The 24,086-nt window shown below is 39.1% G+C and carries 23 protein-coding genes and 2 tRNA genes; 19 read left to right on the top strand and 6 right to left on the bottom strand.

Going from position 1 to position 24,086, the window contains the following annotated elements:
• Positions 1-111 precede the first annotated feature (111 nt).
• Positions 112-1,008: an MlaD family protein gene (locus H6A61_RS05080; protein WP_204391647.1), complete on the bottom strand. Its 897-nt coding sequence runs from the start codon at positions 1,006-1,008 to the stop codon at positions 112-114.
• A gap of 4 nt (positions 1,009-1,012) precedes the next feature.
• Positions 1,013-2,140, bottom strand: a complete 1,128-nt coding sequence (locus H6A61_RS05075; protein WP_204391645.1) for an N-acetylmuramoyl-L-alanine amidase family protein — start codon at positions 2,138-2,140, stop codon at positions 1,013-1,015.
• 214 nt (positions 2,141-2,354) lie between these two features.
• Here H6A61_RS05075 and folD point away from each other — a divergent pair, with 214 nt between their 5' ends.
• From folD to H6A61_RS05050, 5 genes are all read left to right on the top strand, one after another.
• Positions 2,355-3,236, top strand: coding sequence for a bifunctional methylenetetrahydrofolate dehydrogenase/methenyltetrahydrofolate cyclohydrolase FolD (folD, locus tag H6A61_RS05070; RefSeq protein WP_154044030.1), 882 nt, complete (start codon positions 2,355-2,357; stop codon positions 3,234-3,236).
• A gap of 96 nt (positions 3,237-3,332) precedes the next feature.
• A complete protein-coding gene (locus H6A61_RS05065) occupies positions 3,333-4,412 on the top strand; it encodes a CapA family protein (protein ID WP_204391642.1) in 1,080 nt (359 codons plus the stop codon).
• A 96-nt stretch (positions 4,413-4,508) separates the two neighbouring features.
• Positions 4,509-4,582 (top strand) — tRNA-His (locus H6A61_RS05060).
• A 22-nt stretch (positions 4,583-4,604) separates the two neighbouring features.
• A tRNA-His gene (locus H6A61_RS05055) sits at positions 4,605-4,681 on the top strand.
• 112 nt (positions 4,682-4,793) lie between these two features.
• Positions 4,794-5,927: a hypothetical protein gene (locus tag H6A61_RS05050; RefSeq protein WP_204391640.1), complete on the top strand. Its 1,134-nt coding sequence runs from the start codon at positions 4,794-4,796 to the stop codon at positions 5,925-5,927.
• Positions 5,928-5,933: 6 nt separating this feature from the next.
• On the opposite strand, the gene H6A61_RS05045 is transcribed toward H6A61_RS05050, so the two are convergent.
• Both H6A61_RS05045 and pheS read right to left on the bottom strand, forming a co-directional pair.
• Entirely contained in the window at positions 5,934-7,133 is a 1,200-nt protein-coding gene (locus tag H6A61_RS05045) for an MFS transporter (protein ID WP_204391638.1), read from the bottom strand.
• Positions 7,134-7,238: 105 nt separating this feature from the next.
• Positions 7,239-8,258, bottom strand: a complete 1,020-nt coding sequence (pheS, locus tag H6A61_RS05040) for a phenylalanine--tRNA ligase subunit alpha (protein WP_204391636.1) — start codon at positions 8,256-8,258, stop codon at positions 7,239-7,241.
• A gap of 158 nt (positions 8,259-8,416) precedes the next feature.
• On the opposite strand from pheS, the gene H6A61_RS05035 reads away from it, so the two are divergent.
• The 11 genes from H6A61_RS05035 to H6A61_RS04985 all read left to right on the top strand — a co-directional run bounded on the left by H6A61_RS05035 (position 8,417) and on the right by H6A61_RS04985 (position 20,192).
• Complete coding sequence (locus H6A61_RS05035; protein WP_204391634.1) at positions 8,417-9,286, top strand: DUF4348 domain-containing protein; 870 nt, start codon at positions 8,417-8,419, stop codon at positions 9,284-9,286.
• Between the two features lie 19 nt (positions 9,287-9,305).
• Positions 9,306-10,319, top strand: coding sequence for a UDP-N-acetylmuramate dehydrogenase (gene murB / locus H6A61_RS05030; RefSeq protein ID WP_204391632.1), 1,014 nt, complete (start codon positions 9,306-9,308; stop codon positions 10,317-10,319).
• Between the two features lie 37 nt (positions 10,320-10,356).
• Positions 10,357-11,133 (top strand): MBL fold metallo-hydrolase, encoded by a 777-nt coding sequence (locus H6A61_RS05025; RefSeq protein ID WP_204391630.1) that lies wholly within the window; start codon positions 10,357-10,359, stop codon positions 11,131-11,133.
• Positions 11,134-11,406: 273 nt separating this feature from the next.
• Positions 11,407-12,285 (top strand): helix-turn-helix domain-containing protein, encoded by an 879-nt coding sequence (locus tag H6A61_RS05020; RefSeq protein WP_204391629.1) that lies wholly within the window; start codon positions 11,407-11,409, stop codon positions 12,283-12,285.
• A gap of 38 nt (positions 12,286-12,323) precedes the next feature.
• On the top strand, positions 12,324-14,159 hold the full coding sequence (ftsH, locus tag H6A61_RS05015) for an ATP-dependent zinc metalloprotease FtsH (protein ID WP_204391628.1): 1,836 nt from the start codon (positions 12,324-12,326) through the stop codon (positions 14,157-14,159).
• A 6-nt stretch (positions 14,160-14,165) separates the two neighbouring features.
• The gene (locus H6A61_RS05010) at positions 14,166-14,927 is read left to right on the top strand and encodes a patatin-like phospholipase family protein (protein ID WP_204391619.1); all 762 of its coding nucleotides are present in this window, start codon (positions 14,166-14,168) and stop codon (positions 14,925-14,927) included.
• A gap of 94 nt (positions 14,928-15,021) precedes the next feature.
• On the top strand, positions 15,022-15,837 hold the full coding sequence (locus H6A61_RS05005) for a 1-acyl-sn-glycerol-3-phosphate acyltransferase (protein WP_204391617.1): 816 nt from the start codon (positions 15,022-15,024) through the stop codon (positions 15,835-15,837).
• A gap of 5 nt (positions 15,838-15,842) precedes the next feature.
• Positions 15,843-16,544, top strand: coding sequence for a CDP-alcohol phosphatidyltransferase family protein (locus H6A61_RS05000; RefSeq protein WP_204391608.1), 702 nt, complete (start codon positions 15,843-15,845; stop codon positions 16,542-16,544).
• Positions 16,545-16,847: 303 nt separating this feature from the next.
• Complete coding sequence (locus H6A61_RS04995; RefSeq protein ID WP_204391606.1) at positions 16,848-17,672, top strand: DUF3805 domain-containing protein; 825 nt, start codon at positions 16,848-16,850, stop codon at positions 17,670-17,672.
• Positions 17,673-17,783: 111 nt separating this feature from the next.
• Complete coding sequence (gene abc-f / locus H6A61_RS04990; protein ID WP_204391603.1) at positions 17,784-19,649, top strand: ribosomal protection-like ABC-F family protein; 1,866 nt, start codon at positions 17,784-17,786, stop codon at positions 19,647-19,649.
• 3 nt (positions 19,650-19,652) lie between these two features.
• The gene (locus tag H6A61_RS04985; RefSeq protein WP_204391601.1) at positions 19,653-20,192 is read left to right on the top strand and encodes a hypothetical protein; all 540 of its coding nucleotides are present in this window, start codon (positions 19,653-19,655) and stop codon (positions 20,190-20,192) included.
• A 90-nt stretch (positions 20,193-20,282) separates the two neighbouring features.
• On the opposite strand, the gene yihA is transcribed toward H6A61_RS04985, so the two are convergent.
• Both yihA and H6A61_RS04975 read right to left on the bottom strand, forming a co-directional pair.
• Positions 20,283-20,888 carry a ribosome biogenesis GTP-binding protein YihA/YsxC gene (gene yihA, locus H6A61_RS04980; RefSeq protein WP_154044013.1) on the bottom strand — a complete coding sequence of 202 codons (606 nt, stop codon included), beginning with the start codon at positions 20,886-20,888 and terminating at the stop codon, positions 20,283-20,285.
• Positions 20,889-20,924: 36 nt separating this feature from the next.
• Entirely contained in the window at positions 20,925-22,385 is a 1,461-nt protein-coding gene (locus tag H6A61_RS04975) for a sodium:solute symporter (RefSeq protein ID WP_204391599.1), read from the bottom strand.
• A gap of 87 nt (positions 22,386-22,472) precedes the next feature.
• On the opposite strand from H6A61_RS04975, the gene recR reads away from it, so the two are divergent.
• The 3 genes from recR to H6A61_RS04960 are packed head-to-tail and all read left to right on the top strand — an operon-like array spanning position 22,473 to position 24,081.
• On the top strand, positions 22,473-23,090 hold the full coding sequence (gene recR / locus H6A61_RS04970; RefSeq protein WP_154044011.1) for a recombination mediator RecR: 618 nt from the start codon (positions 22,473-22,475) through the stop codon (positions 23,088-23,090).
• Positions 23,091-23,104: 14 nt separating this feature from the next.
• Complete coding sequence (locus H6A61_RS04965) at positions 23,105-23,569, top strand: hypothetical protein (RefSeq protein WP_204391597.1); 465 nt, start codon at positions 23,105-23,107, stop codon at positions 23,567-23,569.
• Positions 23,566-24,081 (top strand): GNAT family N-acetyltransferase, encoded by a 516-nt coding sequence (locus H6A61_RS04960; protein ID WP_204391595.1) that lies wholly within the window; start codon positions 23,566-23,568, stop codon positions 24,079-24,081. The genes H6A61_RS04965 and H6A61_RS04960 overlap by 4 nt, the downstream gene beginning before the upstream one ends.
• The last annotated feature ends 5 nt before the right edge of the window (positions 24,082-24,086 follow it).

The following is a 24,086-nucleotide window of genomic DNA, read 5'->3' as shown; positions in this document are numbered from 1 at the left end:
ATATGATATATTTTGTATGTATAAATATAAAATATTGATAATCAGTTATTAATCTAAATAACAAGTATAATATTTAGAATGCTTGTTATTTAGATTGTTTCTATGTAACGCTTATTTGTCCTTCTTTCCGAATAAAGAAAAATGAACATATCTTTTAGGATGTTCCTGCAGGTCTTTTAGTAATGATGCAGCATTAGCTGATGTTGCATTCAGGTTATTATAAAGCTCTGGGTCGTTTAATAACAATCCAATAGTATTGTCCTTATTGTTTAATTTGTCTGTAAGTGCATAAACATTCTTCAATGTCTCGTCTATCTTTTGGAATGTAGCATAATAATCTATCTCTTTCAGATTTCCGCTTATGGTTTTAAGATCTTCTGTTATAGTGGCGACATTATTTGTTATTTTAGGAATGTCGTTTCCCATAAGTTTTTCAAGGTGGTTGCTGGTCTGATTTAATGATGCTGTGATTTTTTCAGCGTTCTTTATAGTGTTGCCTATAGATGGGTCGGACAGCAGCATGTTTAGAGAAGATAATATAGAATCAAGTTTAGGCATCATTTTCTCCATTTGAGGCAATAACTCTTCTTCTGCTTTAGCCATAATGCCATTGTTGGCATATCCTTCGATTGTGTCGCCAGGAGTTACAGTGTTACTCTCGCTATAGTTCATGATAAGGTTCATTTTAACTGTACCTAGCATTTCTGTAACTAGTTCCGCTTTACTTCCAACCGGTATCTTTATGTTTTCATCCATTTCAATACCTACAGTGATATGTCCTGGTTTATTGTGATTATATTGTATATCTCTTACTAATCCTACCTTAAATCCGTTTGCATATACCGGACTTGAAAGAGCCAAACCGTTTACTTGTGTATAGTCAACATAGTAATAGCTTTCAGCTTTAAACATGTTTATACCTTTAAGGTAGTTTATTCCAACAAAAAGGATTACCAATGCGGCTATAGCTGCAATTCCTATTGTAAATTCTTTTCTCATAATTGCCATGTAATTATTTATTGTTATTCTTAAATTCTTTTATTGCTTTATTGATATTTATTTTTGTATCGTTCTTAAATGCGATGATGAATGCGTCTTTGAATTTTGGATCTACTATTTTCCTCTTTATCTTTAATATCTTGTTATAGTCTTCATTTTCGGCATATGTATATTTAATCAATCCGTTTTCTTTGTACCATGATACCGGTTTCAAGCCTTTAAATTGCTTGCTGTTTTGCGGCAGGACTCTATCTGAAGCTAAAATCTGGATCTTAAATTTTATTTTTGATGTTTCTTTTGTTTCTTCTTCTTCTTTTGGTGTAGTTATTTCCTGTCTGGTATTCGAAGTAACAGTAGTAGGCTTAATTTTAGAACTGTTACCCTTATAATTGATAAAAGCTCTGTAAATTGCATTTGCCAAATCGGTTGTTCCCTTATCCGACAATAAATATGTTTCTTCCGACGGGTTGGATATATAACCTAATTCTATAAGTACACTTGGCATAGATGTCTCTCTTAGCACAAGAAAACCAGCTTGGTGCACACCTTTATCTATTCTGTTATAACTCTTGAAATTCTGTTGTATAAGTGTTGCGAAATTCACGCTTTGCGACATGTTTTTGTCTTGCATGAATTCAAATATGATATAGCTTTCAGAAGAGTTTGGGTTAAAACCTGCATATCTTTGTTTGTAGTCATCTTCTATAAGGATAACAGAGTTTTCCTTTTTAGCAACTTCAAGGTTTTCTTCAGTTCTATGTAATCCAAGAGTGTATGTTTCAGTTCCTTTTACGTATGAATTCTTTTTTGCTACAGCATTGGTGTGAATAGATATAAAAAGGTTGGCTTTTGCATTGTTTGCTATTTCAGCCCTTCTGTGTAATGGCACAAAAATGTCTGATTTTCTTGTATATACAACCTTTGTGTCATTGCAATTATCTTCAATAAGTCTTCCTAGCTTTCTTGCTACATTAAGATTTATGTTTTTTTCTTTTCCTCTTGTACCTATTGCGCCCGGGTCATTTCCGCCGTGTCCCGGATCAATGACGACGGTAAATCTGTCGTTTATGGTATTTCCGATGACAGGATAAGAACATGCTAATATACAAAGGAATAAAAGTATTCTGTTAAAAATATTCATTCTATATAATAATGTAAACAAATCGGTGCAAAGTTAATATTTTTGAGTATTACTTCCGCTGTAATCCTTAAGATTTTATATTTTATCGGCTAAAAACAGTAAAATATACTATTCCATCTGATATTATGACTTTTTTTCTTATCTTTGTCATATTGCTTAATTTGAATGGGAAATATATAAATATAAGTCTTTGTAATTTTTTAAATTATTGCTTATGATATTGATAGATGGTAAGGCAATATCCGAACAGATAAAGCAGGAAATTGCTCAGGAAGTTGCCCAGATTGTAGCTTCAGGTGGAAAACGTCCGCATCTTGCGGCAATTCTTGTAGGTCACGACGGTGGTAGTGAAACGTATGTGGCTAACAAGGTTAAAGCGTGTGAGGTCTGTGGTTTTAAGTCAACATTGATACGGTTTGAAGCGGATGTGACAGAAGATGAACTCCTTTCTAAAGTAAGGGAATTGAATGCAGATGATGATGTCGATGGATTTATAGTGCAATTGCCTCTTCCTAAACATATTTCAGAGCAGAAGGTGATTGAGACAATTGACTATAGGAAAGATGTTGACGGTTTTCATCCAATCAATGTAGGAAGAATGTCAATAGGTTTGCCGTGCTATGTATCTGCAACGCCTAATGGAATTCTGGAATTGCTGAAAAGATACAATATTGAAACCAGTGGAAAGAAGTGTGTGGTTTTGGGTAGAAGCAACATAGTAGGAAAGCCTATGGCTACCTTGATGATGCAGAAAGCATACCCTGGAGACGCCACCGTAACAGTCTGTCACAGCAGAAGTAAAAATCTGGTCGAGGAATGCCGTGAAGCTGATATTATAATTGCAGCTTTAGGTCAGCCGGAATTTGTAACAGCCGGAATGGTTAAGGAAGGTGCTGTAGTAATAGATGTTGGTACAACCAGAGTTCCTGACGCAAGCAGAAAGTCCGGATTTAAACTTACAGGTGATGTGAAGTTTGACGAGGTGTCACCAAAATGTTCATATATAACTCCTGTTCCTGGTGGAGTTGGTCCAATGACAATAGTATCTCTCATGAAAAATACACTCCTTGCCGGAAAAAAAGCTATTTATAAATAGTTTGATTTGTATCGTTCTTTGTTTAAACAAGTACGCTAAACATTGATTAAACGATGTTTGAATACCGCTTAATTCTTTGTATATGTATTTTGATATATGAACAGATTAAATAAGTATATATCACAATTGTTGCCGATAGCCTTGTGGCTGTCGGCAACAACTGTTTTTGCAGTTTCGGATACACTTTCAATTCTTTTTGCCGGTGATCTTATGCAGCATGATGCACAAATAAATGCTGCAAGACGAGCTGATGGGAAATATGATTACAGTAATTGTTTTACGTACGTCAAGCCGTATGTCCGTTCTGCTGATATAGCAGTAGCGAATTTGGAAGTAACTTTGGGAGGTAAGCCTTATAGGGGGTATCCTGCTTTCAGTGCTCCTGATGAATACCTTTATGCCATTAAGGATGCCGGCTTCGATGTGCTTATGACAGCAAACAATCATTGTCTGGATAGGGGCTCAAAAGGACTGACAAGAACTATAGAAAAGCTTGACTCTCTTAAATTAAAACATGCCGGCACATATAAAAATAAAGAAGAAAGAATTCATAATTATCCATTGTTGGTCGAGAAAAAAGGATTTAGGATTGTTTTCCTTAATGCTACATATGGCACAAATGGAATGTCTGTTCAAAAACCTAATATTGTGAATTATATTGAGAGGCAACAGATAAAGTCTGATATTATGAAAGCCCGTCTTATGAGGCCTGATGTAATAATAGCGTTTATGCACTGGGGGCAGGAATATAAAACGATGCCATCCGATAATGAAATTGATATGGCTGAATGGTTGATAAGTATGGGTGTTGACCATGTTATAGGTTCCCACCCTCATGTCATCCAGCCGGTTTCTATGATAGGGGATACGCTTTCGCCTCAAAAGCATCTTGTAGTTTTCTCGTTAGGTAATTATATATCGAATATGAGTGCCAGAAATACTGATGGCGGTTTGTCGGTAAAACTGTTTTTTAAAAAGATAAATGGGATAACCAGATTGGTTTCTTATGAAAAATCGTTGGTCTGGACTTCAAGACCTGTTTTGAGTGGAAAATCCGATTTTATATTATATCCTTGCAATATTGATAAAAAATATCTGAATGATAGTGAAAGACAGAGGATTAGGCGTTTTATTGAGGATGCCGGGCAAATATTGAGTAAGAAGGTCTTTCAGTAAAATGCGGATAAAAATGAAAAAAAATGGGATAAAAGTTTGCATAAATGGAAATAATGCGTACCTTTGCATCGCTTTTGAAAGGAAAGCCAACAAATGGTGACTATAGTTCAGTTGGTTAGAGCGTCAGATTGTGGTTCTGAATGTCGTGGGTTCGAGTCCCACTAGTCACCCTCCTTTACTAAAGCAAACATGGTGATTATAGTTCAGTTGGTTAGAGCGTCAGATTGTGGTTCTGAATGTCGTGGGTTCGAGTCCCACTAGTCACCCCAACTTCATAAAAATTAGTAAGTCCTGCAATGCAGGACTTTTTTTGTATATAAATATTTGGCTTTGTTTGTACTTTTTTATAAAGTTTTTATTATCTTTGCCAAAAAGAGTTATATGAGGTTTCGTACGGTCGTAAAAATAGGGGTTGGATTATCGGTCTTGTTATTCTGTATAGGAGTAGCATTTTATAGTTTTCTTAGTCTTACAGACGCAGAAAAGGGTAAAGATGTAAATATGTTTGCCTTGGTTCCTGATGATTGTAATGGCGTTCTTGATACTGATAATATCTTTTTTTATACCAGCGAATTTCCGCGTACCTCATATGCAATAGATCTTGATACATTACATCACTCTGAACTGATTAATAATATCCTTACAGACATTTCCAAGTACACATCTGTTAATACGCATGATCTTTCAAACCAGATCAAGCGTCTTATGATTAGTTTTCATAATTCTACTTCTACTAAAGACGTTGTTGCATATTTTAAGATAGCAGGTGGCGGAAATAAGTTCTTGCTCGATATCCTTCGCCAGAAGTACGGTCAGGATATATATCCTAAAACTGAAGAATATAGAGGAAAGAAGATAGAAATATATCCGTTGGGTAAAACAGCAAACTTCCTTTCTGTGTTAAGCGGTGATGGATATATAATTGTAAGTTATCATAAAATGCTGATTGAACGTGTCATAGATGCTATCAAGGATGGCACCTCATTGGCTAACGATGCTGTTTTCAAAAACTATCAGATGAAAAAATCTGCCAATTATATGACGTTCTACGGACGTACTGCATCATTCCCTTTGTTGGCAGACAACAATAATGTATGGAGCGAGTTTGAACTTCATCTCAATAGTGATGTCTTATATCTTAGCGGCTCAATGTACGAACCTGACAGCTGTTCTCATGATATAGCTTTACGTCTGGACAATATCCATAATATTTCGTCAGACAGTATCCTTATAGTTTCCGGTCATGAAAAGGTAGATTCATGTATAACAAATGCCATTTCAAAACCTAAGAATAGAATTTTTGACCAATGTCTCTCCAATCTCTCCAGAGACGCTTCTTATATTATGGTTGCAGATATGGATAAGGTTGCCGAGAATATAGAACAATATTCACCTTACATTCCCGGATTTATTTGCGACAATATCGGACTTTTCCGTTCTTTTATAATATCATCACAGGTTACAGAGATAAACGGAAGATATTCGCACATTTATGTTTTTACTTATAAAGATTGATATCCCTTATCTTACTTTGTTTCTGATGAAATGAGGTCCTGCCTTGAATTTGAAATAGAACATAGAAACCAAAGTTAATACGGCACCAAACAGGTAGGCATATTTGAAAGACGAGATCTCTGCAATACTTCCTCCAGTCAGCATTCCTATACCAAGACCTACATCCCATGATGTCAGATAAGTACTTGTCGCTGTTCCCCTCTGATTGTTTGGGGCTAGATTTACAAATAATGTGTTGTAGGCCGGAAACATAGTGCCGAAACCTATTCCAAGCAAAAGTGATATTGCGAAGAAGAATACTGTGGTAAACATGTAATTCCATTCAATAGTCCATCCGCAGGCGGTAAGTCCGAAATAGCAGAAAGATACAAGATACATACCGGCCATTATTACTTCTGTAATTTTTCCTTTATCTACAAGTTTGCCACTGAACAGACGGCTTACAGCCATTCCTATAGCCATGAATGTGAAAAACAATCCAGTTTCTGCAGTAATGCCTATCTGTTTTGCATACATAGCCACATAGTTGGTAGTCATTCCGTATGGAATAGAAAGTAGCAGAAGGCTCAATCCTCCTGGTAGTCCTTTTATTAGAATAAATCTGTCCAGCGAAATAGGCTCACGTTTTATGGGCGGACGATATTCTGTTTTCACACACGATGCCATTATTATTCCCAGTATTCCTGAAACCAAGGCATACGAGAATACTGTTGTATATGACGCTCCAGCATTGTGCAGGAATAGTCCGAACATAGGACCTATAGACATGGCCAGGTTGTTTGTCAGTCCGTAATATCCCAATCCTTCACCTCTTCTTGAAGAAGGCATGATGTCAATTACCAGAGTATTTCCACCTACTGTAACCATTCCGAACGACAATCCATGTATAACCCTCAGTATAATAAAAAAGGTAAGAGTGCCAGCAAGCATATATCCTGCAAATATAGACGTGAAGATAAAATATGCCACAAGATAAAGAGGCTTTCTGGCAAAGGTATCAAGAAAATATCCGGAGAAAGGTCGTATGCACAAAGCCGCAATGGTATAGCATGACAGCACTATTCCGATTGTGGCGTTTGATACTCCGAATATCTCTTCAAGATAGAAAGGCAGTACCGGAATAAGCAGCCAGAAACCGAAATAAAGCAGAAAGTTAGCAGCCAGGATGCAGCAATAGCTTGGTGTGATAAGTTTATCTTTACTCATATCTATATTATGTGATTTGCCTGTTTTATAATCCAAAGGCACGGAATCGCCATATTGCGGTCACCGTGCCTTGATATAAATTATATGTTTTCGAAGTACCGTTTATCAGTTGGCAGCCTCGAATTCAGTCAGGAATCTTGTATCGTTTTCAGAGAACATACGCAAGTCTTTCACCTTGTATTTCAGGTTTGCTATACGTTCTACACCCATACCGAATGCGTAACCTGAATAAACCTTGCTGTCTATTCCGTTAGCTTCGAGCACGGCAGGATCCACCATACCGCATCCAAGAATTTCCACCCAACCAGTGTATTTACAGAACGGACAACCTTCGCCGCCACAGATATCGCAGCTGATATCCATTTCTGCACTAGGTTCTGTGAATGGGAAGTATGACGGACGAAGACGTATCTTTGTACCTTCGCCGAACATTTCCTGTGCAAACTGAAGAAGTACCTGCTTCAAGTCGGTGAATGAAACATTCTTGTCGATATAGAGACCTTCTACCTGATGGAAGAAACAGTGTGCTCTATAGCTGATAGCTTCGTTTCTGTAAACACGTCCCGGGCAGATTACGCGGATAGGAGGTTGTGAAACTTCCATCACACGGCTCTGTACTGATGAAGTATGTGTTCTAAGGATAATGTCAGGATGGCTTTCAATGAAGAATGTATCCTGCATGTCGCGTGCCGGATGGTCTTCAGCGAAGTTCATAGAAGAGAATACATGCCAGTCGTCTTCCACTTCAGGACCGTCGGCGATTGTAAATCCCATGCGGCTGAATATATCTATGATTTCATTCTTTACAATGCTCAACGGATGACGTGTACCCAGGTCGATAGGGTAGGCAGTACGAGTGAGGTCAAGTTCTGCGACACCGTTGTCCTGCATTTCGAAAGCTTCTTTCAGAGCTGCTATACGTTCCTGTGCACGGTTTTTCAGCTCATTCAGCTTCATTCCCACTTCCTTTTTCTGTTCTGCTGCCACGTTTCTGAAGTCAGCCATCAGTGCATTGATAGCTCCCTTCTTACTAAGGTATTTTATTCTCAGAGCTTCCAGTTCTTCTGCATTCGAAGCCTTTAAATCTTCTATTTCCTTTAGTAACTCTTCTATTTTTGCTAACATATATTACTGTTTTAAGTATTTTACATTGGCGCAAAGTTAAGTATTTAAACTGAAATATTTCCTTTTTCAGCTAATAAAAAAGAAAACTTGACTTATATTCGTTTAAGAAAGAAAAAAATAGGTAATTTTGTAGCGTGTTTTATATTAGGCATAATTAAATGAAAAATATTCTATTGGGATATGTCCTGCTGCTCATGGTTGTGTCGTGTGTAGGGCAGCAGAAAAGGTCCGAATCTTTGTCGGACGAACAGGGAATTGAACTGGTGCAGGCCGATTCTGTTTTAGCATCCGATGAGGGATTATCGGATACATTGATTGTTGTAGATGAAGTGGTGCCAACCACCGCCGATGCCAGTTTCATCGATTTTCTTTATTATTTCACTTCCGATGAGGAATTCCAGCATTCTCGTATTCTTTTTCCGGTATCTTTCTATGATGATACCGCAGTGACAAGGCTTACTTCCGATGAATGGGTTTTCGATCCGATGTTTGACTCCGACCAGTTATACACTGTGATATTCGACAAGGAAGAAGATCTGGAACTTGAGAACGGTTCGTCAACAACGAGCGTTCAGATAGACTGGATTTATTTGTCGGATTATCACATCAGAAGATATTATTTCGAACTGAAAGACGACCGTTGGTATCTGGAAGCGGTAAATAAGGAAAAGATGACACGTACAAAACACGGAGGAGAAGATTTCTATGATTTCTATCATCGGTTTGCTTCCGACTCGATTTTCCAGTCTGAAAGACTGTCGGAACCTTTACTGTTCTCTACTGTGGATCCTGAGGACGAGTTCTCTGTTCTTGAAACCACATTGGAAAAAGGACAGTGGTTTGCTTTCCGTCCTCCAATGCCGACAGAAAAACTTACCAATATCCGTTACGGACAGAAAGAGACTGAAGAGTCGAATACAAAAATAGTAGAATTCAAAGGTCTTGGTAATGGATTAAGCAATACTCTTTATTTCAGAAGAGTTCACGGAAAATGGAAACTCTATAAATTTGAAGATTTGGGCGATTGATAAATATAACCTATATATAATGAAAGAATATACAGATTATCCTATACTTAAATACAATACATTCGGAATGGATGTCAAGGCATCCCGTTTTGTGGAATATTCATCCGTTGACGAACTTAAATCATTTCTTGCATCACGTGATGTTGCATTGCCTTTGCTGCATATTGGCGGTGGCAGTAATCTTCTGTTCCTTTCCGATTTCAAAGGCACAATATTACATTCTGCAATAAAAGGCTTCAGCATAGAAGATGAATCTGACGAATGGATAGACATAAAGGCCGGAGCGGGCGAAGTGTGGGATGATTTTGTGGCATATACCGTATCGGAAGGTTGGTATGGAGCAGAAAATCTTTCAATCATTCCCGGAGAAGTAGGAGCGTCTGCCGTACAGAATATAGGTGCATACGGAGTTGAGGCAAAAGACATAATCCTGAAAGTTCACACAGTCAGTGTCTCTGATGCTTCCGAACGTGTCTTCACAAACGGTGAATGTCGCTATTCTTACCGTAACAGTATCTTCAAGGAAGAACTTAAAGGTAAGTACATTGTTACATACGTCACATACCGTCTTCGCAAGAAAGCCGAATATCATCTCTCATACGGAAATATCAGTGCCGAGCTGGAAAGAAGAGGTCTTGAACCTTCGCTGGAAAATGTGCGAAACGTAATAATAGATGTGCGCCGTTCCAAATTGCCGGAACCATCTGAATTAGGTAATGCCGGAAGCTTTTTTATGAATCCTATGGTTTCAGCGCAGAAGTTCAGACAGTTGCAGGAGGAATATCCTGACATGCCGCATTATCCTGTAGATGATAATACGGTGAAAGTTCCTGCCGGATGGATGATAGACCGTTGCGGATGGAAGGGACGCAACATAGGACCAGCAGGAGTATATCAAAGACAGGCCCTTGTTTTGGTGAACCTCGGTGGAGCTACAGGAAATGACATTTCAAATCTCGCAAATGAAATTATAAAGTCAGTAAAAGATAAATTTGGAATAGATATACATCCCGAAGTGAATTATATTTATTGACCTGATAATACATAATACAATATAAAGTACGACTATTATGAAGATAACAATATTAGGAAGCGGAACATCTACCGGAGTACCTCAAGTGGGGTGTACATGTCCGGTGTGTACCAGTAACGACCCTCGCGACAGGCGTCTCAGGTGTTCAGGATTAGTAGAAGTTGACGGAGTAAGAATCTTGATAGACTGTGGTCCTGATTTTCGTGAGCAGATGTTGCGTCTGGAGGATTTCGGACCTATCGATGCCGTGCTTATCACCCACGAACATTACGACCATGTGGGCGGACTTGATGACCTTCGTCCTTTCTGCCAGTTCAAGGATGTGCCTGTCTATGCCGAAGATTATACAGCCGAACGCCTGCAGCAGCGCATACCATATTGTTTTGTCGAACATCCGTATCCTGGTGTTCCAAGGATACCTTTGCAGAGAATAGAACCTGGCAAACCGTTTTCTGTGACCGGAATGTACGGCAATACAGTGGAAATCATTCCATTCAGAGTAATGCACGGCAAGATGCCTATTCTTGCTTTCAGAATAGGGAATATGGCATGGGTAACAGATATGACAGAGATGCCTGAAGAAAGTAATGTCTTTCTTGAAAATCTTGAATGTCTATTTATGAATGCTCTTCGTATGGAGCCTCATTGGACGCACCAGAGTCTTCCGGAGGCTATTGAGCGCGCAAACAAGATTTCCGCCAAGGAAACATATTTCATACATGCAAGCCATCATATAGGTCTGCATGCAGACGTGGAGAAAATACTACCGGAGCACATGCATCAGACATACGACGGTATGGTGATAGAGTATTGACAGTATTTAAACGGTATTTAGGTTCCGTTTAAATACTGTTTTTTTATAAAAACATACGGCATAGATACTGTCCTAATTCATGTTTGTTGTCTATACCCTTTGAATTTTATATAAAAGCTAATAAAAGCTTTATCGGTAATGTAAGCATGATTATTTCTTCAATATTTTAATGTTATATATGAAGAATAAAATGTTCTATTTGAGGAATTGCAATATCAATATATTGATAAAATTCTTCAATAAGGCTATTTTTGCTAAAAAATAGTCTGAGTTATGAATACTATTGAGAAAATATCAGTAAGCCAGCTGAAGAATATGGGTTTGGAAATGAGTGTGCTGGATGATGATATTATATTGTCCGATAATATAGAAATAAAGGGAAACCTATTCGATACTCCATGCCGCCTTGACGGTTTTGTCTTGCTGTTCTGTGCTCATGGTGAAGCAGAACTGCAGATTAATCTCCACGAATATAAGATATATCCCGGTATTCTTGTGCTTAACATTCCGGAGAATGTAATCCGTATAAGTAACGTAAATAATCTGAAGATTTATCCTATTATTATTTCATCTGATTTTCTAAAGAAAATGAATATCAAGATGAAAGACCTGATGAAGCTGTATGTATTTGCGAAAAAAGAGCCTATTATTTCTTTGGAATACTCGGAAATAGCGACATTGGAAAAATATTATTTCCTGCTGGAAGATATAATACAAAGCAACGAAGAACGAAAGCAATCTATCTTGGAAGGACTTATTCAATCATTGGTTTCTAAATTGAACAGTATAATCCATCGTTTTCAGAACAACAAGCAGGACTTTCCGGCAAAAAAGAGAAACGAAGAAATTTTTGAGTCGTTTATAGAGCTTCTTACTCAAAGTGAAGCAATAGGGCGTAACCTGGCATATTATGCCGAAAAGATAGGTATAACGCCGAATTATCTTTCCAAACTGGTGAAAGAATATACAGGCAGGACTGCTGTCGAGTGGATTGACGAGTATGTCATTTTCGAGGCAAAGACAATGATAAAACATACCAAATACACAATTCAAGAAATTGCATATAAATTGAAATTTCCTTCTCCGTCATTTTTTGGAAAATATTTCAAACGTCTCACAGGTATGTCTCCCAAACAATATAAGTTATCATGATAGATATTTTTAGTGAACAATAATCAAATCGTTATTATATGAAGAAAAAACAGGTAAAGCCAATTCCATGGAATGGGTTTATTTATGGGATAATGATAGTCCTTATTTTAAACTCGTTTGTATTTCCATATCTTTTTAATAAACAGATTGTTGAAACTGATTATGGAACATTTATATCAAATGTAGAAAAAGGAGAAGTTCAGGAGGTCAGTATAGACCAGAACTGTATATATTTTGTTACCAAAGAATATGGTAAGCAGATCTACTATAAGACAGGAGCTATTGATGACCCTCAATTGGTTGACAGATTGTTGAATGCCAAGAGTACAAATGAAACTGGCAAAATAGTATTTAACAAGCAAATACCGAAAGAGAATTCCCCTTTAGTCAATTTTATGCTGATGTGGATTGTTCCCGGTATAATTTTTTATCTTCTCTGGTGGGGAATGAACAGTCTCATGAAAAAGAAAATGGGTGCTTCTTCAGGCAATTTCATGTCATTCGGTAATAGTGGTGCCAAAATTTATGCAGATTCGGAAGTAAAAACTACATTTGCCGATGTAGCCGGTCAGGAAGAAGCAAAAGAAGGACTTAATGAGATTGTTGATTTTTTGCACAATCCTTCCAAATATGCCGCAATTGGTGCCAAGCTTCCAAAAGGAGCCTTGCTGGTAGGCCCTCCGGGAACAGGTAAAACATTAATTGCCAGGGCGGTGGCCGGTGAGGCTAAAGTCCCTTTCTTTGCCATTTCCGGTTCAGATTTTGTGCAGATGTTTGTAGGTATGGGTGCAGCCAAAGTTCGAGATCTGTTTATGCAGGCAAAGGAAAAAGCTCCGTGTATAATATTTATTGATGAGATAGACGCCATAGGTAAAAAAAGAAATGCAGGACCAATGGGAGGAAATGATGAACGCGAGCAAACACTTAATCAGCTATTGACAGAAATGGACGGTTTCGACGGCAAGAAGGGGGTTGTAATACTTGCAGCTACCAACCGTCCTGAAAGCCTGGATAATGCTTTGCTTCGTCCCGGACGTTTTGACCGTACGGTGATTATGAATCTGCCTGATTTGGAGGGTAGAAAGGCTATACTTAATGTACATCTGAAAAACATTAAACATAAAGATATTGATGTCGATCTTATAGCACGTGCCACAGCAGGTTCGTCTGGTGCCGAATTGGCTAATATAGTAAACGAAGCTGCATTGCTGGCTGTAAGGACAGGAAAGGAGTATGTTAGTACGTCCGATCTTGAAGAATCTGTAGAGACTGTAATAGCCGGTGCACAGAAAAAAGGAATGGTTATATCTGAAAATGAGAAGAAAATTATAGCATATCATGAAATAGGCCATGCTCTGGTAGCTGCAATGCAGACACATTCGGCTCCCGTACATAAGATTACCATCATACCTCGTACATCGGGCGCTTTGGGATATACCATGCAGGTTGACAGTAAGGAACAATACTTGTTGACTAAAGAAGAATTGTTGAATAAAATTACTGCATTTACCGGTGGACGTGCTGCCGAGAAAGTCGTATTTGACGTGATAACCACAGGAGCTTCGAATGATATTGAGCAAGCTACGCGAATAGCCAGATCTATGGTATCCAGATATGGCATGAGCGACAAATATGGTATGATGGCACTCGAAACTGTCAACAATGCCTATTTGGGAGGAGATACCACGTTGACATGTTCTCCTGCTACGGCTGCAGATATAGATTCTGAAGTTCGTGCTATAATAGGAAATGCTTACGAAAAGGCTGTAGAAATTATAAAGGCTAATCGTAAGAAGATGGACGAATTGGCAGACTTCCTCTTGGAAAAGGAAACTATTACCGGAGAAGAATTTATGGAAATACTAAATCGATAAGAATTTATGTTGTCAGAAAATAAATATAGATTAGGACTAGCGCTTAGCGGAGGCGGTGCAAAAGGTTTCGCACATATTGGTGCTATCAAGGCAATGGAGGAGAAAGGATTGTTTCCTGATGTCATATCCGGAACCAGTGCCGGTGCAGTAGTTGGAGCGATGTATTCGGCAGGAATATCTCCGGAGGATATGATTAAACTTTTTATGAAACATGAGGTTACGGATTTTCTGCGATTTACTTTACCAAACAAGTCTTTTCTGAAATATGATGGTTTTGCGAAGTTTCTAAGAGATGTTATTCCTGTCAAGACTTTTGAAGAATTGAAGATACCTCTCCATGTGATAGCTACAGATTTTGACAACGGAAAGTTTGTGGATTTTACGTCGGGCGAACTCGTTCCCAGAGTAATGGCATCTTGTACACTGCCTGTTGTCTTTACTCCTTTGAAAATAGAAGGCGTTAGATATGTTGATGGCGGTCTTTTCAAGAATCTTCCTGTAAGTCCGATACGAGACTTGTGCGAAAAGGTTATGGCAATAAATGTCAGTCCGCATCTTATTGATGAACATAAGGAGAATATGCTTTATGTAGCAGCAAAATCATACCAATATGTTTTTAAGGCTAATACTGTAGATGATATTAAACTGTGTGACTGGATTTTGGAAATAGATTCAGTTTTGAAATATAAGACTTTTGATTTGAAAAAAGCAAAAGAAATATATAATATAGGCTATGTAGAGATGCACAAAGCACTGGAAAAAATATAGCGATGGATTACAGTATAAATCTGTAGGTTCTATATCCAGTGTGCCAAAGTTCAGGCAGTTTTTATTTTTGTGATATGAATAAATTGAATTGATTATGCCACTTCTGACAGTAAAAGAGTTACAAGACAGTTCTTATATCTTCAGAGGAAAAATCGGAAAGATTTTAGCTCAAGGACTTATGGATCTCTCATGCGTTTCGCGTATTAACGCCTTGTATGACAGATATCCTTCCTTGAAAGGTCCGGATTTTACGAGTGCTATTCTGGAAGATTTGGGAGTACAATATGAAATAAAGAACAGAAATGCCATAAATGTATTGCGTGAAGGAGCATTTATAACCATAAGCAACCACCCATACGGAGGCTTGGATGGCTTGATACTTGTTGATTTTATAGGACATTTCAGACCTGATTATAAGGTAATGGTCAATAAAGTGTTGGGTAGGATAAAAAATCTTGATGATAATTTTATAGATGTCATTCCTACAGGACGTAAACAAGGTAAACCGGAAAATGAAAGTATTCATGGAATAAGAAGCGTAGTAGGGCATGTCTATTCCGGACATCCGGTTGGTATATTTCCGGCCGGTGCAATATCTGATGTCAACTTGTCAAAGTTTCGTATTGAGGACAGGCAATGGCAGGAACCTGTCATTCGTCTTATTAAGAAATTGCGTGTTCCTATTCTTCCAATCAGGTTTCTTGGAGGAAACTCTTCCTTGTTTTATAGCCTTGGGCTTATTGACTGGAGAATAAGGCTTATGAAATTGCCTTCGGAACTTTTCAATAAGAAAGGAAAAACCGTGAAACTTATATTGGGAAATGTAATAAGTCCTAAGCTACAAGACGAATACAGTGATATTGAAGCCTTTAGAACCTTTTTAAGAGAGAATGTGTATAATTTAAAATAGCTTTTATGAAAGAAAAGAGTAGTGAAACTTCTGTAAGGATACAGACTTCCATTTTGAATGGTGTAGAGAAAAAAGCCTTGGCATTTTTGGCAGACAGACAGCCAAGGTGGATGACTTCGAATATTCTTACGGGTATAGGAACGTTTGGTGCGATAGTAATATCATTGGGATATATTCTATCGCAAATAAATATTAATTACTTGTGGCTTAGTTCTTTGGGATTTGTTATAAACTGGTATGGCGATTCGCTTGACGGCACTCTGGCAAGAGTAAGAAACAAGCAAAGACCGATTTTCGGATATTATATTGATCATACGGTAGATATTATAAACGAGCTGCTTATTTTTTTAGGGTTAGGTCTTTCCGGACTTATATGTTTTGACCTGTCACTTTTTATACTTATCGTATATATGATGTTAACGCTTAACGTAAGTATAAATGCGCATCTCAAAAAAGAATTCAGGCTGACATACGCCAAACTTGGACCTACGGAATTCAGAGTTTTGGCTATAATTTTCAATACCGTTTGCATATACTGTCCTGCCATAAGTGATTCTGTGATGGAGATTTCCATGTTCGGTAAGGATATAGTTCTTGGTTCATTGGATATAGCTGGAGTATTTGTTCTTCTTGTCCTGATAATTATGTATATAGTGACAGTACTTAATGATATCAAGGATTATGATAAGATTGATCCTATGAAATAGTCTTTATGTTTAGAACTGATTTTATTTAAATATTCTTTAAACTATTTTTCCTGTAATAAATTTGATTTTCTACTGTCGTTTTCTATAAACCAAACTTGTGTTTCTACAAACCACACTGTGGTTTATAAAAATCACACTGTGATTTGTATAAATACAAGTTGTATTTATAGATTTTCTGACCATGAAAATAGTTTTATATCAGCACGAAAACTTGTTTTGACGGGGGAAAAGTTTTTTGTTTTATTCTATAAAGCATTATATTTGCATACAGAATTAAGTATTAACATCTAAACTATCTCATATATGAAATATATTTCTCCCGGTTCATGGTTCTCGCTGGAATATCCGGCAGGATGGCATGAGTTTGAAGATACAGAAGACAGCTTCCTTTTTTACAATCCTGAAAAGTGGAACGGTAATTTCAGAATCTCTGCTTTCAAAGGGCAGGACAAGAAGTATGCCGAAGAGTGTATGGACTATGAATTGAAGAACAACCGTACTTCACGACTGGTGAAGGTGGGAGAGTGGTCGTGTGTCTATTCAACTGAGAATTTCCAGGAAAACGGAAACTGGTACACTTCGCATCTGTGGATTACAGGAAAGGGCGACATCTCTGTGGAATGTTCTTTTACTGTGGCTAAAGGAGAAAGTATGAAACCTGCAGAGAGCATTATAACTTCGTTGAAGGTGAGATGCGAGGGAGAGAAACCTTGGAAAGGGGTCATCCCTGTGCGTGTACTTGAAATCAATGCCATAAACGAGAGCTTCGACTGGGCTGTAATGACTATCAAGAAACAGCTTACAAAAGATTTTACTTCATCAGAGGCTGATATTGCAAGCATTCAGAAGGTGATGGATAGCGGCAAGTTCAATAACAGTCAGCGTCAGGCCTGGGAGTCTTTCGGAATGGCTTTCGGCGCAATACTCGTCAATGAAATGGACGGTATGGAATGGGTGACTGTGATTGACGGACAGAAAGAGTACCCTGCACTGAAGTTTGCTGAAACTGATGTTATGGTGTATCCGCAGCAGTTGATATGGAGCAGGGTTAAGAACGGTAAGTCATGTAGCCTGAAAGCTGAATTCGAAAAGATAAAGGAAGAGGTGGAGAAGGCGATAAATAATTAAAAGATTACAAGGCTATAGTTACAAGTTGACAAGGCTCTCCGTCCGGATGCAAACTTCGTCAACTTGTCAACTCGTCAACTTGTATCCTTGTCAACTATAAACAAAACTCAAATGACTCCATATTTACAGGTAGAAAATCTTACCAAATCGTTCGGTGATTTGGTTCTATTCAATTCAATATCTTTCGGAGTGGCCGAGGGACAGCGTATTGGTCTGATAGCGAAGAACGGCTCCGGAAAAACTACTTTGCTTAACATTCTTGCCGGAAAGGAAGGCTATGACGATGGAAAGATAACTTTCCGTCGCGACCTCCGTGTTGGCTATCTTGAACAGAGTCCACATTATCCTGACGATATAACTGTTCTTGAGGCATGTTTCTATCATGGTACTCCTGTGGTGCAGCTCATAAAAGAATATGAGAAATGTATGGAGACCGAAGGAAATCCCGGACTGGAGGACTTGCTGGTACGCATGGAGCACGAAAAGGCATGGGACTATGAAAGAAAGGCAAAACAGATTCTTTCGCAGTTGAAAATCAGGGATTTCAATCAGAAAATAAAACAATTGTCCGGAGGTCAGCTCAAACGTGTGGCTCTTGCCAATGTGCTTATCACAGAGCCGGACTTGATTATACTTGATGAGCCAACCAACCATCTGGACCTCGATATGACAGAATGGCTGGAGGAATATCTCAAACGTGGTACTCTGAGCCTGCTTATGGTGACTCATGACAGATATTTCCTTGACCGTGTATGCTCCGAGATTATCGAACTTGACAACAAGCAGGTATATTCATATACAGGAAATTACAGTTACTATCTCCAGAAACGCCAGGAGAGGATAGATGCCTCAAATGCGGAAATAGCGAGGGCTAACAACCTCTACCGTACCGAGCTGGAATGGATGCGTCGTATGCCGCAGGCACGCGGACACAAGGCGAGATATAGGGAGGAGGCTTTCTATGAGCTGGAGAAGGTGGCTAAAAGACGAATGAACGATTCGAACGTGAAGCTGGATGTGAAGGCTTCATACATCGGTTCTAAGATATTCGAGGCTGATCATCTTTATAAGAGTTTCGGTGACCTGAAGATTCTTGACGATTTCTCATATATCTTTGCGCGATATGAAAAGATGGGTATCGTGGGAAACAACGGTACAGGAAAGTCAACCTTTATAAAAATCCTTATGGGATTGCAAAAGCCTGACAGCGGACGTTTGGATATTGGTGAGACAGTACGTTTCGGTTACTATTCGCAGGAAGGACTTCAGTTTGACGAGCAGATGAAAGTGATAGACGTGATAACTGATATTGCCGAGGTGATAGAGCTGGGTAACGGCAAGAGACTTACGGCATCGCAGTTCCTGCAGCATTTCCTTTTCACTCCGGAGACTCAGCACAGTTACGTGTATAAGTTGAGTGGTGGCGAAAGACGACGCCTGTATCTCTGTACTGTACTTATGCGTAATCCTAATTTCCTTGTTCTGGACGAGCCGACGAATGACCTCGACATTGTGACTTTGCAGGTATTGGAAGAATATCTTCAGAACTTCAAGGGGTGTGTAATTGTGGTAAGCCACGACCGTTACTTTATGGATAAGGTGGTAGATCATATCCTTGTGTTCAACGGTCAGGGTGATATCCGTGACTTCCCGGGTAATTATTCTGATTATCGCGACTGGAAACTTGCAAAACAGGATTGTGAAAAGGAAGCTGCCAAACCAAAGGAGGAGAAGACACAGAAAGTACGCCTGAACGACAAGCGCCGCATGACCTTCAAGGAAAAGAAGGAGTTTGAGCAACTGGAAAAAGAAATAGCTGAACTGGAAGAGGAGAAGAAGGCTATAGAAGATGCTCTTTGCAGTGGTACATTGAGTGTGGACGAGCTGACTGAGAAATCGAAGCGTCTGCCGATACTTACTGACGAGATTGACGAGAAGACCATGCGCTGGATGGAACTCAGCGAAATTGAGGGATAGGATATGGATTTCCGTAAGAGATTCCTTCAGCGTTTGAGTCAGGACGACATACACGAGATGTGTTTTCTCACTCAAGGTACGGACAACGACAGTCTGAAAGAAGAACTATATACCCTGATATCTGATGAGGATGTCAGGGTTTCGTATAATGCCTTGTGGGTGTTTACCTATTTTGACCTGTCGAACAATAAATGGCTGTATGCAAAGCATGACGAATTGATTGATAAGGTTATATCTGAAAAGCATGAGGGAAAGAAACGTTTGCTTCTCACTCTTCTGTTGAGGCAGCCGTTTGAATGTGACACTTTGCGTACCGATTTTATCGATTTCTGTTTTGAAACTATACAATCGTCTCACGAATCGTGTTCTAATCGTGCTTTGTGTATGAAGCTGGCATACGAGCAGTGCAGGTTCTTTCCTGAACTTCTGTCTGAATTAAGCAATTGTCTTGAATTAATATCTGCTGAGTCTTTATCTTCAGGACTGAAGACGGCCAGACGTAATGTGATGAAGAAGATATTGAAAGATGTACGTTTTGTGTAGGTAATGTTTTGTATTTCTTGCTCAGAAAACGATTATAAAAATTAATCCGCTTTATACATCTATCAAAGAAGTATATAGCGGATTAATTTTTTATTGTTCTTTCAGTGATTTGTTGATGCCGTCTATATAGTCAAGTATCTCCTGTCTGCCAGTACCGTTTTCAGATGAGGAAATGAAATGAGGAGGCAATTCTTCCCACTGCTCTTTCAGTTTGTTCAGGTAGTTGTTTACGTTCTGTCTTGTCTTGCCTACAGTCTGTTTGTCGGCTTTTGTAAATATAATTGCAAACGGAACACCGTTTTCGCCAAGCCATTCTATGAATTCAAGGTCGATTTTCTGAGGCTCATGACGGCTGTCTATTAATACAAAAAGGCAGGTAAGCTGTTCGCGCTCAAGAACGTAGTATTCTATTAGGTTCTTGATCTTTTCCATCATCTTCTTGCCTCTCAATGCAAATCCATATCCAGGAAGATCGACAAGATACCATTCTTTGTTGATCAGGAAATGGTTGATAAGCAGAGTCTTACCTGGAGTGGATGAAGTCATGGCGAGCTTCGGCTTCTTTGTCAACATATTGATAAGGCTGGATTTTCCCACATTGGAACGGCCTATGAAAGCATATTCCGGTATATCCGATTTTGGACACATATCAGCTCTTGAGCTGCTTATTGTGAATTCTGCACTTTTTATTTCCATATATATGTCTTTTATAAATTTTCTAACAATTAAAAACTAACAATTTACCCTTTTCTTTCCCAAACTCAATGTGGCAAGTCCCATGAATGTGAGAAAACCGTTGAACATCAGCATTTCGTAACCGAACTTGTATCCTGTGGCATTGAATGTGAGAATGTCTATTATGTAGCATATGGCAGGTGATAAAATTGCTATATAAGGTACATATTTGTCGCGTGGCCTTAATTTGGTGAAAAGTCCGAAGCAGAAAAGTCCCAGCAGAGGACCGTAGGTATATGATGCAAGCGTATATATAGTGTCTATCACGCTTTGGCTGTCTATGGCTTCGAATATCAGAATACATGCCACGAACACTATGCTTATGCCAAGATGAGTGATTTTTCTTACTCTCTCGGCTTTCTTTTCACTGTATCTGTCCGTATTCAGAATGTCTATACAGAAGCTTGTCGTCAGGGCTGCTAGAGCGGAATCGGCACTTGAGAATGCTGCCGCTATTATTCCTATGGTAAAGAAAACCAGTACTGCATATCCCAGATGACCGCCTGCTGCAAACATCGGAAGGAGGTCGTCTCCCTTAGCCGGAATGGCTACGTTCATCTGTGTGGCTGCTACCATGAGCAGGATACCCAATGAAAGGAAAAGCAGATTTACCGGCACGAAAGATATTCCGTAGCAGTACATATTTTTTTGTGCTTCTTTAAGATTACGGCAGGAGAGGTTCTTCTGCATCATGTCCTGGTCAAGTCCTGTCATTACTATGGTTATGAATATACCGCTGAAGAACTGCTTGAAGAAGTTTTGTTTAGACTGCCAGTCATCGAAAACGAAGATACGGCTTTCACTGCTGTTCTTTATGGTGTCTATCACTCCGCCTACATTCAGGTTCAGCTTGTCTGCCACATTATATAGTATCAGTCCCAAGGCAAGCAGGAGACACAGTGTCTGCAGGCTGTCTGTCCATACAATCGTACGTATGCCGCTCTTGTGTGTATATAGCCATATCAGCAATACGGTTCCTATAGCTGTCACGGCAAACGGTATGTTATAGTCATCAAATACGTAGTGTTGCAGGATAATGCATACCAGGTAGAGCCTGGCAGCTGCTCCCAACATTTTTGATATGAGGAAGAATGAAGCCCCCGTCTTGTATGAATATCTGCCTATCCTTTGCCCCAGATATGTGTAGATTGACGTAAGGTTCAGCTTATAGTATAGGGGGAGGAGTACGTGAGCTATTATCAGATAGCCCACAAAGAAGCCCATACATGTCTGCATGTAGGTCATGTCTATATTTTTCACCATGCCTGGTACAGAAACGAATGTTACTCCGGACAGTGATGCGCCTATCATTCCGAATGATACTATATACCATGGTGACTGGCGGTTGCCCCGGAAGAATGCATCGTTGTCCGAATGTCTGCGGGCTGTTATACGCGATATGCCAAGTAATATTCCGAAATAGATTATTATTGTGATTAGAATGAATATGCCGTTCATGTTAATAGTAAATTAAAGCACAAAGATAATCAGATTTTTTGTATTTTTGCGGCTTGAAGTAAACTAACAAACTCAAAAAAAGACACAATGAACCAACAATATCCATCGGTACTTTTGGAAAAGGCTGTTGACGAGTTTTCACGATTGCCGGGTATAGGAAGAAAGACAGCGATGCGTCTTGTACTGCATCTTTTGCGTCAGGACACCGAGGCTGTAGAGGCGTTCGGCAATGCGATAGTCACATTAAAGCATGAGGTGAAATACTGTAAGGTATGCCATAATATTTCGGATACGGATGTCTGCCGGATATGTTCCACACCGTCGCGCGATTCTTCAATCGTTTGCGTGGTTGAAAATATCCGCGATGTGATGGCTGTTGAGAATACCCAGCAGTTTAACGGATTGTATCATGTGCTGGGCGGTGTGATTTCTCCTATGGATGGTGTGGGACCGAATGATTTGCAGATAGACAGTCTTGTGGATCGTGTAAAGGCTGGTGGAGTGAAAGAGATAATTCTGGCATTGAGCTCTACTATGGAGGGTGACAGTACAAACTTTTATATCTTCCGCAAACTGAGCGGACTTGATGTGAAGGTGTCCGTGATTTCGCGCGGTATTTCGATAGGCGACGAACTGCAATACACAGATGAGGTTACTTTGGGACGTTCTATAGTAAACAGAATTGAGTTTACGGGAAAAATGTAATAAAAGGAATTGTGATGGAACAGAAAATAGAAGGATTATTAAGATTATTAAAGATTGAATTTATATTGGCATGGGTTGTTATTATTGCTCTTATTGCAGGATATGAATGTGAGGTATTGGAAGAGGGTGCTCTTGTGGGTAATGCCAATGCGGAATATGTGGCACAGCTGACCGGAGTCTTGTTGGCCATATGTCTTATTCCTATGTCGCTTCGTATTTTCAATCTGTCTCTGACAAAGTATATAAAGAATCTGAATATAGAAAAAGCCTTGAAGAGTTATCGCCGATGGAGCGAGGTTAGAATTATACTTCTGCTTGTAGTAGCAGTGTTCAATATATCGCTTTATTATTGGACAATGGATACTACCGGTCTTCTTTGTGGTGGCATGGCAGTCTTGGCAACTATGTTATGCATACCGGGCAGAAGACGTATGCTTTCTGAACTTGACTTGCAGAAAACAGAAGGGGAGGATTTATGATGAGCGACATTATTCTTCGTGCACCGGAGCCTGAGGATCTGGAAATAATGCTGGCTGTGGAGAATGATCCTTTGCTGTGGGAGCATAGTAGCGAAAATACAGGACCATATACCCGCTACCAGATGAAGCAGTATATTGCCGAGAATACTAATGATATATTTACAGACAGGCAATTGAGGATGATGATAGAGCTTCAGGACGGAAGAATAGCAGGAATGGTTGATGTGTTCGATTTCGATGTCAGAAATAATAAGGCAGAGATTGGCATTGTCGTGTTGCCGGAGTTTCGAGGAAGGGGTATAGCAAAGGCGGCAATCTCCGGAATGGAAGCACATTGTTTCGGATTTATTGGGATAAATCAGTTGTATTCTTATGTCCGAAATGATAATGTTGCGGCACGTTCTGTGTTTGATTCGTGTGGGTTTACAGAAGTTGCCGTACTCAAATCGTGGATCAGAAGAGGTAACAAATATTATGATGTGTGCTTATATCAGAAGATAGCTGCCTTGTAATTATA

Origin of the sequence: Bacteroides caecigallinarum (assembly GCF_016901995.1) — a bacterium.
Lineage (GTDB): Bacteria > Bacteroidota > Bacteroidia > Bacteroidales > Bacteroidaceae > Phocaeicola > Phocaeicola cellulolyticus.
Note: the sequence above shows the minus strand (reverse complement) of the source record. Positions and strands in the feature narration are given on the sequence as shown.